General features: G+C 53.3%; 12 protein-coding genes. 1 reads left to right on the top strand and 11 read right to left on the bottom strand.

All coding sequences use genetic code 11. The annotated features are described in order from the left end of the window. Positions 1-269: 269 nt before the first annotated feature. The 8 genes from HAP95_RS13555 to HAP95_RS13520 all read right to left on the bottom strand — a co-directional run bounded on the left by HAP95_RS13555 (position 270) and on the right by HAP95_RS13520 (position 9,660). A complete protein-coding gene (locus HAP95_RS13555; protein WP_215884689.1) occupies positions 270-1,112 on the bottom strand; it encodes a hypothetical protein in 843 nt (280 codons plus the stop codon). 109 nt (positions 1,113-1,221) lie between these two features. After that, entirely contained in the window at positions 1,222-1,452 is a 231-nt protein-coding gene (locus HAP95_RS13550; RefSeq protein ID WP_215884688.1) for a hypothetical protein, read from the bottom strand. Between the two features lie 35 nt (positions 1,453-1,487). Continuing rightward, the gene (locus HAP95_RS13545; RefSeq protein WP_215884687.1) at positions 1,488-2,486 is read right to left on the bottom strand and encodes a thioredoxin domain-containing protein; all 999 of its coding nucleotides are present in this window, start codon (positions 2,484-2,486) and stop codon (positions 1,488-1,490) included. 39 nt (positions 2,487-2,525) lie between these two features. After that, the gene (locus HAP95_RS13540; RefSeq protein ID WP_215884686.1) at positions 2,526-4,019 is read right to left on the bottom strand and encodes a hypothetical protein; all 1,494 of its coding nucleotides are present in this window, start codon (positions 4,017-4,019) and stop codon (positions 2,526-2,528) included. Next, on the bottom strand, positions 4,019-5,005 hold the full coding sequence (locus tag HAP95_RS13535) for a hypothetical protein (RefSeq protein WP_215884685.1): 987 nt from the start codon (positions 5,003-5,005) through the stop codon (positions 4,019-4,021). Before HAP95_RS13535 ends, HAP95_RS13540 begins: the two co-directional genes overlap by 1 nt. Before the next feature lie 93 nt (positions 5,006-5,098). Next, positions 5,099-5,821: a hypothetical protein gene (locus tag HAP95_RS13530; RefSeq protein WP_215884684.1), complete on the bottom strand. Its 723-nt coding sequence runs from the start codon at positions 5,819-5,821 to the stop codon at positions 5,099-5,101. 75 nt (positions 5,822-5,896) lie between these two features. Then, positions 5,897-8,647, bottom strand: coding sequence for an AAA family ATPase (locus tag HAP95_RS13525; protein WP_215884683.1), 2,751 nt, complete (start codon positions 8,645-8,647; stop codon positions 5,897-5,899). A gap of 272 nt (positions 8,648-8,919) precedes the next feature. Next, entirely contained in the window at positions 8,920-9,660 is a 741-nt protein-coding gene (locus HAP95_RS13520; RefSeq protein ID WP_215884682.1) for a hypothetical protein, read from the bottom strand. Positions 9,661-9,762: 102 nt separating this feature from the next. Between HAP95_RS13520 and HAP95_RS13515 the strand changes: the two genes are divergently transcribed. Further along, positions 9,763-10,473: a hypothetical protein gene (locus HAP95_RS13515; protein ID WP_215884681.1), complete on the top strand. Its 711-nt coding sequence runs from the start codon at positions 9,763-9,765 to the stop codon at positions 10,471-10,473. 13 nt (positions 10,474-10,486) lie between these two features. Here HAP95_RS13515 and HAP95_RS13510 read toward each other — a convergent pair whose 3' ends face one another. The 3 genes from HAP95_RS13510 to HAP95_RS13500 all read right to left on the bottom strand — a co-directional run bounded on the left by HAP95_RS13510 (position 10,487) and on the right by HAP95_RS13500 (position 12,506). Further along, positions 10,487-10,900, bottom strand: a complete 414-nt coding sequence (locus tag HAP95_RS13510) for a hypothetical protein (RefSeq protein WP_215884680.1) — start codon at positions 10,898-10,900, stop codon at positions 10,487-10,489. Positions 10,901-11,045: 145 nt separating this feature from the next. Next, positions 11,046-11,858 carry an ATP-binding protein gene (locus HAP95_RS13505; protein ID WP_215884679.1) on the bottom strand — a complete coding sequence of 271 codons (813 nt, stop codon included), beginning with the start codon at positions 11,856-11,858 and terminating at the stop codon, positions 11,046-11,048. A gap of 27 nt (positions 11,859-11,885) precedes the next feature. Next, positions 11,886-12,506, bottom strand: a complete 621-nt coding sequence (locus tag HAP95_RS13500; protein ID WP_215884678.1) for a phage replication initiator YdaU family protein — start codon at positions 12,504-12,506, stop codon at positions 11,886-11,888. Positions 12,507-12,622: the final 116 nt, after the last annotated feature.

The raw sequence follows: 12,622 nt of genomic DNA, 5'->3' as shown, positions 1-12,622 counted from the left end.
AGATGCGCGGCAAATCCGAAAGGCGCGCGCCGTGCTCCTGCATCCATTCTTCAACTGATTGATTATCAATATAAAGCCGGTCATCTACCCATGTCAAATTAAGACTAGGACGATCGGCCGAGGCGTTGACAACGGAGAAATCAGGAATCAGCATGGAACGCTCCAGAATGGATGTACTTGAACATAAGTATTATAGCGGTTTTATGTATTCAAAAAAACAAAAACCCCGCCGAAGCGGGGCTCAGTCTTATCCTGAAAACCAACCAGGATTAGATCATGTCATCATCAAAAGTCATCTCATCACCGGCCACCTGCTGATGATCATGAGCGGCTGCTTCATTCGGCAAAGCATCTTCGTTGCTGGACTGACGATCCGCAGCGCCTTCCGCTTCCTCATGACTGTGATCGTCGCCAGAAGCCTTCCGCTCTTCACGATACGACTCGAAACGCTGGGCAATGACTTCGATCTGCGGCAAGGTCTTCTTGTATTCCACCTTGAGCAGCTCCTTGGCGATGTCTTCGTTGTCCTCACCTTCAGCCTTGAGCTTGGCGCGCATAGCTTCCCGTTCTTCATTGGGGAAAGGCAGCACCGGCTTAACCGTTTCGCCATTCTGTTTCAGCCCCACGGTATGGTTGCCATACATGCGGCCATCCTTACCTTCTTTCATCTGGGCAAACATGGACAACTTGGTGTCATCACCGAACTGCGCGTTCACCAGTTTGTGCACCAGGCTTAATCCTTCGTTGGACTTCAAAGGCACCGAAAGGAAAACGGTGGCAGGCTTGAGTTCACCCTTGGCGTTCGGCACTTCTGTCCGCATGCCGACTTTGACATACTCGCGCTCAATACCCTTGCCGTCAGTACCCTTGCTGATGGCAAAATAGGTCATCTTGCCTTCCAGGCTGCCGTCGAACAGTCCGCCTCCGTCCTGGACCTGCTTACGCAGATCGCGAGCGGTCTTATCGTTGAAACCCGCACGCTTGACCTCGTCCGGGACGGCGCCCAGAACACTTCGGGAAGCATCGCTTTCCAAATAAATCTGACCCAACAGCTTGCTGTACTTCGCGTTATGCGTATCACCAGACGACTTGTTACCAGATCCAAAAGCCATGACTATGCACTCCTTTGTAATGTGCAAAAAAACAGACCGAATACCCTTTACAACTTTTCATGTTACCTACTATAGCGGTTTTTTCGTCTTGAAAAAATAATTTCCCCCACTACAACACCGCGTCCTCCGCCGTATCCAGGATCCCCCGCTCGGCGGCCAGCACTCCGCCCTTCCCCCGTTCTTTTTCGACCAGGCCAATCACCTTGTTCAAATCCGTAGACTTGAGGTCGTAACGCTCCGCCAGCACCGCTACGGATTCTTTAATCCCTTCCTGCAGCGTTTTGATCTTCTGACGTTGATTCAGTATGTCGTCAATACCATCCCTTAATGCTTTGTCCATTTACTGCTCCTCTTGAGTTGACCACAAAAAAACGACTACTTCTTTTTAGGCGACCATCCCGGCTGCATGGAGGCAAACAATGCGTGGAGACCTTGTTCACTGGGGAATCCACCCAAAAAGTAAGCGCGCCCATTGCCCGCTTGCCAAACCAAAAAGGGGGTACCTTCACCCGTATGATTCGCTGCCGACAAGTTTTTCAGCCAGTCTGTATTCCCCTGAACGATCCGCGCATAAGACGACAGAGCGGGCCCGGAAAGTCCGGCAATACCGCCTTCCTCGCTGTTGACATCGAATCGCTGTTCATCCCGTAACAAAGCGGGCCAGCCCTCCTTCGCCACTTCTGCCGCCTTGGCGATGCTGGACTGCTTCAGGATCGCCACGGGCACATACACCACCCGCACGCCAGCTTGCTGAAACTCAGCTTGATGCGCCTGCACCTCGTCAAACAGTTTATGGCAGAAAATGCAGTTGGGATCGACAAAAGCGTACAGCGTATGCGGTCCAGTCAACCCGGGCTGGGGAACCTGAACCATCGTGCCACTTTGGGACGCCTGGATGAATTTCCGCAACAGCGATTCACCGTCTGGTCCCTGCATCGTCGTATCCGATGCGAGCACAGGCTTCGGTGAGACCGGGAGCGGTGCGGTTTGCGCAGAAGGCTTATCCTGAAACGTTGCCGGAGGCTTCGAGAGATACCGGATACTCGCCTGCATCGTCAGGTTTTTGTTGGTCTTGGTGTCCACGACCCCTCCCACAATAACCGCGCTTTTCGTGTTCGTAATCCAGGAAACCACAGGGCCCTGCTGCCCGGAAATAATGACACCGGTCAAACCTGCAGGGCCCTTGAAGACCTGTGTCACACGCGCTTGATGATGGGTCAGCTTGCCCACAATAACGTTGGCCTGCGCCTTGGAAACAGAACCAGAAGCATCAGACCCTACGTGCATAATCGAGGCCGCCGCAAAACCAGCCACGGCGCCACCACTGACCATCAACGCCAAAGCCAACACGGTAGATATTTTCTTTACAGACATGCTTTTCTCTTTCAAATGATTTCCTTTTTTCGCCAATCGTTATTCAATATCCATGAGCGCATCAAGATGCGTCACAGCTTCCAACCCATCCGTCTCTGGCTCGTCCTCATCCAACTCCACGAACCCCTGTACATCCGGTTCAGCCTCTGATCCCGGCACCTCCAACGCCACGTCCTGTAGCGTTTTTTCCGCCTGCCGTTTCTCGGCTTCCAAAATAGCATTGTCTGAAACGCGCCAACTGAACGACCTCGAAGCGACACCTAAGCCCAACGCGTTATCCAGAACGCCAGCAGCGATGACCCGCGCATCCTTCATGATCTTTCCGCTATCCCAGGTGTCCGGCCCCATAAAAGGTTCCATGTCTACTTTCTGTTCTTTCAGATAAGTGACCACCTTGTCCGTATCCAGAACGCCCGGTTTCTTCCAGGCCTTCATGATTTTGGCGTCCTCGAAGATTTCCGGTGCCGCATCCTGCAGTAAAGCCACCAGGCGATCGGTGTCTTCCGTCTTGTAACTGGCCGCCAGGGTGGACAGCGTTTCCTCTCTGGCTCCGGTGACATCGGCGGCGGATAATCCACCTAGAAGTTCCGACATGCGCGTTTTGACCTGATCCGCTTGATCCTGCAACGTCTTGATCTGCGCGGTCATCTGCACAAAAAGGATATCCAGAGATTTCAATTCCTCAGCGGATGCTTCGTCTAAAACAGAGGGACGCTCATTCGCCATCAGCGCCTGTGCGAAGTTCCTGGCAACCACGGGAATCTCGCGGGCCAGTTGCTCGTCGAAATCCACCTGGTAAAAATGCAACACTAACGCTGCAGGCTTCGCCAGACTTTCTGGGTGCTCTCCGTACACCAGCAGCATACCGTCCACCTGCAGATCACATTGTTCTTCCAAAACAAGCTTTCCTTGATGTAACTGTGCCACATACGAAAACGGCTCTTGTTGCGGGATGATGCCGCTGTACGGTGTCTTGTAATCAATCAGAAAACGCCGTCCGTCCGGCAACAGAAAAAGATCGTCCGGGCTGTAAGCCATATGATCCCGGAACCCCCCGTCCCGCGCGTGATTGGCCAGTGTCGCCAGCCCATCGGCATCTCGGACCCAACCTTTCGGAGTGACCTGTGCTACGAAAGCATCCGCAATCTGCGCTTCACGCTTGGTGCCAAACCGGGTGGCCGCGTTAGACGCCTGATACCGGCGCATCATCTTTTCATCGAACAGAATCCCCGGCGTTTTCCCGAAAGGCGCAGGCAGGTGCCGTTCTGCCGACATCAAAATGCCGATCTCAGATCCCCCCACCAGCGGGCCGTGCGCATTCCCCATGCGGCGGATGTACCACGCCAAGGGATGCACCCCTTCTGGTGCATCATTGAGCACCTGTTCCTGCCAGGAGCGGGCAGCCGCAGGATCAATATGGTGCGCATAAGGCACCCGTTCCTGCACTTGCGTCCAAAAATCAGCAAAGTCCGCATCGGAAACTTGAACAGGCCGTGGGGCGCGGCTTTTCTCATCATTGCTTGCGAAGGCCATCAGAAATCTCCTTGCCCGCGACTCAGGTGCGGGTTCCTCTGCGCCTCGTTGACCTTTTCATCAAAAAAACCATCCTGATTAAAAGGCAACGCAACCACTTCACCGGGATTTGCCTGTCGAATGGCCGCCATTTCCAACGGAGCCAAAATCTCCCGTGTTAAATCCACCATACGGGATGACGCGCGAATACCGCGACTTTCCCACTGTTTTTGCGAAAGGCTGTCCTCAATGGGGATGCCCATGGTGTATTCGCTGCCGGACCGCAAGATGGCATCCAACGCCGTATCCCGATGCCTTCCGACGCTATCAAAAACCACATTTCCACCGCTTTCGCCCCCATGGTCCGAAATGGCGCGCATCACCTTTTGCACCATATCTACCGGGAATTCCTGGCGGACGGTTTTGGTGATCCAAACCGTCAACGGCAATTCGCCCGCAAACGCTTTCCGCATTTTCTCCACGCCGTCCATGATTTTCTCACGGCGCTCTGCCGACGCCCGGGCAGCATCCGCATCCGTTTTCACGGGGATCACAGGACGAGCTTCCGGCGCCAAACTGGGCCAGGCGTTGCGCTCCGCAAGCTGGAGGCAGGCATCCGAAAATTCCAAAAGATTTTGGGCTGCCGCTAAATCACGATAATAAGCTTCTCCTTCCTGATAACCGGCGAGTATCCGATGATCATGAGCACGCTCTTTCATCTTGTCATGCAAGCTTATGAGCTCTATCCCATTCGGAGAAAATTGCTCGCGAAATACGGCGTCGGTAAAAAGATGACGGTGCCCATCTTCCGTCTCAACGACCCAATCGCCTACTTGCCCCTCCATCAGGGCGGGAACATCTTCCGGATAACGGGCACCAAAAGTCCAAACCGCTTCAGGCCCGCCGATCTGTGCAGCATCGGCCAGGGCACCATCTTTCATCCCCAAAACAGGAATAACCCAGGTTCGGGGGGAATCAAACCACAAAGAAACATTGGACTCAGACATGGCACAAACCTCAATGTAGACTTATATTAGATATAAGCATGATAGCGGTTTTGTGTTATCCAAAAAAACGCAAAAGAAGCTGAACGCCTTTTCCTAAAATCCAGATTGTTCCGCCATGAAAGCCATCATTTCCTCCATGGAACGACGCCATTCCGATTGAAACCGCATATAGCGATGAATCGCCAAGCCCTGTTCATTCAAAGCTTCACGCACGGCTGCCGAGTGTTCGCTCGCCTGTTCCATGCACGCCTGAGCCTGCAACCGCCGGCCACGAAATGCAAAACCAAAAAACCCGAAGCGTTTCTTCTGCGCAGCATCCGTCAACCCTTTTTCGGCCAACATAAACCGTGCACGCGCCTGCTGATCCTTGTCTTGAGCCGCCAGAAACACTGCCTCCTGCTCTTGCGTCTGCATTTGCCAGGAACGCACATTGCGGGCATACACGATGACCGCCTGCCGTACCCCTTCGCGGCGCGCTTCAGGAACACGGGTAATCCATGCAGAAGCCTGCCGGAAAAGCGCTTCCTGACGTCGCAAGAGCGCCGTTTCATTCTGTGAAAACACCAACATTTCCCGATTACCCGCCTTTTTGACAGAGTCCGCGCCCAGCGCATCGGAAGGATGGATGACAGGTCCGACATCCAAAGTATCAGAAATGGTATCCGAGAGTTCTCCGACAGACGTCGATTCAACATCCTTGGCTCTCGTCGATGCCCGGACAGACTTCCGAGGGCGTCTAGTGGCGCTCTTTGACGATACGCCATCTACCGCTGTCTCAACCGCCTGCGCTTTGTTCTGAAGAACTTCTGCTAACATAATGACATTCCCCTTTTCTCTCTTTGTTTGTAAAATCACTTTACGTGCCTATGTTAGCGTTCATTTCCTTGCCCGTCAAACATCGAGCCACGCATGATTCAACCGGTAAGCCAACAAGGTATCCCTACCCGCCCCTACGTTCTGCGCAGCCTTCCTGCCCGATTTTTCAGAAAGGTACAAGCGCAAACCTTTTTTGGCGCGGGTCATCCCCGTATACAATAAAGGGCGCGACGCCATGAACCAGTGCTGCCCATGCAGGATCATGATCACATAAGGGTATTCCGAGCCTTGCGTTTTGTGAATCGTCAATACCCCTGCCGGACGCACACGGCTCACGCCGCTTGATGGATACCAAACCACTTTACCCGCATCTTTACCCGACAAATAACTACTGAACGCCTGCATATCCGCGATTTGCCAATCGGACAAAGGTTTTTCCTTATGGTATCGGCGCGCTTCCTCCATGAATACCGACAACTTCGGCAAGTCACCTTGCTCGAAATACACGCCCAGCATCGGGGCCTGATCGACACCCTCGGGCTCCGTCCAGACAACAACGCCCATATCACCATTGAACACATCGTTTGCATAATCGTTCTTTACCTGGATCACCCGATGGCCGATTTCCCAGACAATCGGCTGATCCTCCCACACACCCATCTCCAAGGGGCGAAGGAACTCCGGCCACAAAAGGCGATCCTGATCCCGCATCGGGTTTAACAGTGTGGTCATTTTAGGATTTAACGACACCACGCCCAGCGTGCCATTTTTCTGCGGCGTCAAAATCTGAATATCTTCAACAGACACTCCGCGATCTAATAAATGGCGAATATCCTGTTCCACAGCAGATTGCACACGATCCGAATGGAGAGAAAATAACGCATCTTCCTCATCGCCCTCATCGGCGTCAGCAGGCCTTTGCCGATCTACCCATTGTGTAGAGAAAAACGTCTCCTGAACGCCTCCTTCGCCATAAACAGGCGTCATCGGACACCCACGATCCACCGGCAAGGCACAAGGCAGGCGACCAGAAATTACCCGAGAAGCCCCTGTGGCAATATCGGAGGCCCCACCCTGACGGCGGTTCTCCGTCAATCGTCCTACGGGGACAACGCCAGAACGAATAATATCCCCGAAAATACGGCCTGGGCCTACGGACGGCAATTGTTGATCATCGCCGACCAGTAACACACCAGCCGTGTCCGGGATAGCGCGGAGCAAGTGTTGCATCAGGTACACGTCTACCATTGATGACTCATCGACGATAAACAAATCAGCCGGATAAGGGTTTTTTTGGTCAAATGTGGCTCCTCCATCGGGACCCATCTTCAATAAACGATGGATCGTCTTGCCCGGGAGCCCTGTAGCCTGTTTGAGTCGCGAGGCGGCCTTCCCGGAAGGCGCACAGAGTTCCACGCGCAAGTGACAAGCTAAAGCCGCGCGCGCGACCGTATCGAGGCAGGTGGTCTTGCCGGTGCCTGGCCCTCCAGTCAAAACCCCAAATCGGGCAGAACAGGCTTGCAATACCGCCGCCCGCTGAGAACCGGAAAGAACCACAGAGGTAGCCGAATTCCCTGCATATTGGGAAAATGCCGCCTGCAAAGCTTCCTTCGGCAACATACTGGCACCCTCTCGAACCTGCGACATTTCGAGAATGCGTCGAGCCACATAGCGTTCTGAGTAACCGCAAGCTGCCCGGGCTATCCATTTCTGGACCATCTTACCCTCGTCAGAGGGCAACAGGGGATCACGCGGGATATCCCAACACAGGATACCCTCCATACCCTTTATCCCTTTGTCCCGATCAACAACCCATTGCGACAGCACGTCCTGTAACGACTGCAGCGCCTGGACCGGATGCGCCATACTATCGACGCGCAACACATCCTTCCCACTGGCCAACACCAAAAGGTCTTCTTCTTTTGTCGCCGTGTGCCCATCCTTCTCGCGCAAATCCAGCGCATGGCGGAGCCCCGCCCGCAACCGCGCCGGGTCGTCTTCGGCAATACCCAGCGACCTCGCCACTTTGTCGGCCACCTGAAAACCAATTCCGGAAACCCCCGTCAACCAATAGGGATCCTCTTGCGTGCGCGCGACAACCGAATCCACCGTCCACGCCTCGCCTTCTTCCAGATATTGCTCTTCGAGATGCGCCAAAACCGAATGAACATGCCCCTGATTCAATCCGTGATCCAGAAAAAAGAGGTGCAATCGATAACTGCGGCTTTCCCGCAGAAAGGATTCCGCCATCGGCCCACAAACCTTTTCCGGGAAGATCTCCTGCAGTCGCAAGGGGTCGGCCAAAGCGTTCAAAATCTCCGCTCCGAAATGTTCTACGGCCTTTTGGGCCCGCTTTTTTGTCATGCCCATGATGCGATGGCGCGATTGCCCCGTTTTTAAGGTCAACCAGCGCAGGATGTGATCCATATCCCGCACGTCCGGTAACGGCTCGACCATAACGCGCGCTTCAAATTGTCGTCCGTATTTCGCGTCCTCTATACATTTACCATGGCACAAGATCTCCATCCCCACTTGTGGGTCACCGACCAGGGCACCTTTGACCGTCCATGTGCGTTTGGATGCCATGATTTTACGGCCGATAACCGCAGCTTCCGAAGCATCAGACAACGATCCTTCCTTTTCAAAAACCGTATTGAGAATAAAAATCCCCCAACCACTACCCATGCGCCCATCTTTTTGAAGCACCCCGGCCGGTTGATGATAAAGAACCTTTTGCAAGACCCCTCGCCAGACGATCTCCCCTGGCGGGAGCAAAGAGTGTGTGTCATCGCCTGCAATAGGCGGCAAAGGTGTCAAAGGTGTCAAAGCCGTTTCACGAACCACTGCCGCCGGAGACAGTTTGGGGGGAGCCTTTTTCTTTTCTTTTGCAATCGGCGTGCAGCTCGACCCAAACCCTTTTCCTTTAACAGGTTGCGGCTTTGTATCAAAAGGTTTTAGAAGGTGTGCAGCAAAAGCCAATGGTATACCCCTTTTTAATTCCGATATAACCCCTTAACATATTTATGTTAACGGTTTATTATGAGGAAGGCAAACTATGCGGGCATAACCATACCGCCCGCAGAGTTTGCCGCTTGGTCCTAAGCAGGCCAGCCCGAAATGTCCGCCTGATCACACAGCTTCCATTCCCCAGGAAGGTTTCCAAACCCCGGCGCTAGAACGGTCGCTTTATCCAATGCGTCTGCATTCCGAACGGCTAACCCGCGAACGCGGGGAATCGCATCTATGGGCAAATCCCAGGTTATCGCCTGCAAAGTAGGGAAGACTTCCCAAAGCGTCGTGATCGTCAACAAAGGATTATCCGCAAGCGCCTCTTGCAGATGGCTATACCGCAACAAATCGTCTCGCCCCGGAGCTTCGGATTGTGCAACCCTGCTCCAAATAGCCGACAAGTGATCCTTGTACAAGTGATAAGCCTGCAAATACGTCAGTTGGTCCCAATCCATCGCGCTGCCCTTGGTGTATTTGTCCACCTGCACATTAAAGGTCAGTTGGAAAAATACCGGGGTCTGCTTTTGCGCATGCGCAGCCAGCGTTACCTTGCGCGAAATAGAAGGACCGGACTCGCTCATATTCGCGACATAAAAAAATCCGGTCGGGCCCCTTTCTCGTGCACGTTTCAAACTCGTCTGATCGAAACCCGGCAAGCAAACATCCGGGACACAGCGTCCCCCTTGAGCATCGCTTCCCGCTTTCAGAAACGCGCCCATCGCAAGCGGCAAGGACTCTTTGATGGCTGAATTACCAACCAGGAACCAGGAAAGCCCCCTAACCATATCCTTGGAACGCCCAGTTTTATGCACTTCTTTCGTCATCTTCATTTTGTTACCATCATGACCAAAATCTCCTATTTTGCCAAAACTGGATGAATAACGCTATAGTATCTAACATCATGTTATACCCATACAGAGGGGGATGTCCAATTGAAGCCGTCAAACACACCAAAAGCCATACAGAAAACCACCAAAGCAGAGAGCGCCTTGCCGTCCATGGAAGTATCATGGTCTGCCGGTTTTCCGAACAAGCCCATCCTCGCCAAGGATATTCAAAGTTTGCGGTATACGTTGGGTTACTCGTACCGCGAGACGCTCTATCTCCTGGGCTACCCGCGAAAGGTGCTGCTGGGCGATAAGGAAGCGGATGATACCGCCGCCAATCAGGTGGTGGAACCGCCCTTGGCCATATTGATCCGCTTGCTCTGGGCCTATCCGGAAGATTGTCCTATGCCAGAGATGCCTAGCGTAGAGGATATGCGCAAGCGGTTTGCTCCCCTGGCGGAGAAGCGCGGAAGAGATGGCATGGCATCGGCAAACTGGATCGCCGTACTCTCCGGATCCCGGTATAACAACGGATCCGACTGGCAGTCGGGCGGGAAGTCTCCAGCCCCGACCACGAGACGTCTTTTCTGGTTGATTAACGAAATGGCCCAGCAGTACGGCGAAAAAGAAGCGTTGCGGCGCTGGATGGAGGCCTCCGAAGCCGAAGCCGAAGCTCGGGGGACAACTTTACAGGCCATCATCGACAAGAAAAGTGGATGGCCTAAGTTGCCCGGGGAAAAAGTGCCTGGCGGCGGGAAACGTAGTACCCATGCTGTCGAAGAAGACGAGGACAGCATGGGCGAAGATGTATCCTAAAGCGGATTTTGTTTTATGCGGCAGATGATCTTTGTTCGGCCATCCACCCGCAAGCGACTACACTATCCAGTAACCCACGCACGAAAATAGCAAACTCTTCGTCTGGCAAATCTGAAAAATCCAAACCTGAAGCGTCCAAATCCGCTTCAGGCGGATTACTGACCGGCTGAAGATTAACATTATCCCACTCCCATTCCGTACCCATGGCATCCATCCACGGTCGAGACAAGGCCGATACGCCTGGTAACATGGAATGCCCAAGGCCAATTGCATTTAAGCCAAGCTTGACACCACGCGTATACACAGCCTTTCGGCTTGGAGACGAAAGGCTGACGTTCAACAAATCGTCATTTTCGTTCAACGCGTTGACATGTCTCGCATAATGTCCCAACCATTCCTGCACCTGGCCCAGTTCTTCATTATTCATACCGAAAAAAACACCAGGACGGTCTCCCCAAACAGCATTTACTTCACAACAAACAGACATACATATACCCTCTAGTCAACTGTAAACCCAAAAGCGCCTGCTGCACGCAATCCCTATATATTCTAATATGCCAAAAATGCCATAATTAATTTCGGCCCCGTCGATAGCTTTGCCAATCCAAGCGCAACAGCATGCCGTTCTCACAAAGACGATCAAACGCCGCTGCTCCAAGATAAGCCTCGATATTTTCTACAGTTTCATTGGAAAGCACCACCGTAGGCTTCATGTCCAGATAGCGCCGGTTAATCACTTCGAAAAAGTGGACTTCATCCCCCTTGCCACCAAACTGCTTGCCTACCTCATCCAGAATCAGCAGGTCTGCACTCGCAAAACCGTCGATGATTCCCCGTTCAGAACGCCGGGAATCTGAATCAGATTGCCCCCTGCCCCACGTTTCCCGAATCTGTAGAACCATCTCACGCGGAGTGGTTTGTACCACGCTCAACCCCGCTTCCAGCGCTACCCGAGCAATCGCTGTAGCCAAATGGTTTTTCCCCGTACCCGGATTGCCCGACAAGATCAAACACGCACTCTGAGACGTGCGCTTTCTAAACCCCTCCGCATAATCCTGGCACGCTGCAAGAACTGCTTTCTGTGCTTCCGTCCGCGCTTCAAACGTCTCAAAACGGCAATCCTGATGGCGCCTGGGAATCGCCGCAGAACACATCAACTGCGCCGATAACCGTTCTGCCCGACATACCGGACACACATTGGGTCGATAGCGCATCACCCCTTGATCGTCCTGCACCGAGAGCGCAAACGCGCCGTGACGCTCGCAGACACCTTGCAGAGGTGCCCCCTCTTGCAGAGTCTCCCCTTCTTGACCCTCTTCACTTAAACGCAACCCCAGACGTGACAACAGGTCTTGAGCATGATGATTAAAGGCTTTCTGCAACATCCACTTTCCCCCGTTTTTTATCTCAAATTACAGCCGCGTTACCGCTGAAAAAGAACCCTCTTTGATCTCAGCATGGCCCGATGAAGGCAGGCTTCCGCGATGCGCCATACCACTGTTTCGGTTTCTCACGGCGAATAACCCCATCCAACCCGCTACCATGGCGGTTTCAATCACTTCTACGGGGTCATTGCCTTCTGCCCGAAGCCGTGCCAGCTTCTGAATAGCCATATCACGCGCCTTGACCGTCAACGGTTTACCCATCTCGAAGCGAAAATCCACATACTGTTCCCACAGCGTTGCAGAAAGCCATTCTGGCAAATCCACTGCTAGCAAGGTTTCTCGTAAAACCTGTTTTTTGGAGGCCGGTGTCGATTTTTTCCGCCCTTCATGGTTTCCACTCTGCGAAGGGCTTGCAGCCGGCAGACTTGCAGCCGGTGAAAGGCTTGCAACCGGCTGATTTGCAGTCATCGGCACATCGGTCACCGTGGCGCCACTGACGGATTCCTCCTCCGGCATCAATGGCACCTGTTTCACCATTGTCGGAAGCGAAGCGGCGTCTTCCATCGCTTTATGGACATTTTTACGCGGGAGGTCTGCTTCACCTTCCCCCGTCGCATCCTCCGTAAAGGCAGTATCTACGACCTGCAAGGATGACCAGCGAGCATTGGCAGCAACCCGTGTGTCAAACAGCGTTTAAAAATGACCAGGTAACAGCGTATATTTTTGACCAGTTTTAGAGGGGGTGGCTGCGACGTTTTTTGAAC

Source organism: Acidithiobacillus sulfurivorans, from assembly GCF_018853815.1.
GTDB classification, from domain to species: Bacteria; Pseudomonadota; Gammaproteobacteria; order Acidithiobacillales; family Acidithiobacillaceae; genus Acidithiobacillus; species Acidithiobacillus sulfurivorans.
Note: the sequence above shows the minus strand (reverse complement) of the source record. Positions and strands in the feature narration are given on the sequence as shown.

Coding starts and splice junctions, on each gene's coding strand:
- HAP95_RS13540 (WP_215884686.1), bottom strand. CDS start 4,019: ATGGCCTTCGCAAGCAATGATGAGAAAAGCCGCGCCCCACGGCCTGTT.
- HAP95_RS13530 (WP_215884684.1), bottom strand. CDS start 5,821: ATGTTAGCAGAAGTTCTTCAGAACAAAGCGCAGGCGGTTGAGACAGCG.
- HAP95_RS13510 (WP_215884680.1), bottom strand. CDS start 10,900: ATGAATAATGAAGAACTGGGCCAGGTGCAGGAATGGTTGGGACATTAT.
- HAP95_RS13545 (WP_215884687.1), bottom strand. CDS start 2,486: ATGTCTGTAAAGAAAATATCTACCGTGTTGGCTTTGGCGTTGATGGTC.
- HAP95_RS13520 (WP_215884682.1), bottom strand. CDS start 9,660: ATGAAGATGACGAAAGAAGTGCATAAAACTGGGCGTTCCAAGGATATG.
- HAP95_RS13555 (WP_215884689.1), bottom strand. CDS start 1,112: ATGGCTTTTGGATCTGGTAACAAGTCGTCTGGTGATACGCATAACGCG.
- HAP95_RS13535 (WP_215884685.1), bottom strand. CDS start 5,005: ATGTCTGAGTCCAATGTTTCTTTGTGGTTTGATTCCCCCCGAACCTGG.
- HAP95_RS13505 (WP_215884679.1), bottom strand. CDS start 11,858: ATGTTGCAGAAAGCCTTTAATCATCATGCTCAAGACCTGTTGTCACGT.
- HAP95_RS13550 (WP_215884688.1), bottom strand. CDS start 1,452: ATGGACAAAGCATTAAGGGATGGTATTGACGACATACTGAATCAACGT.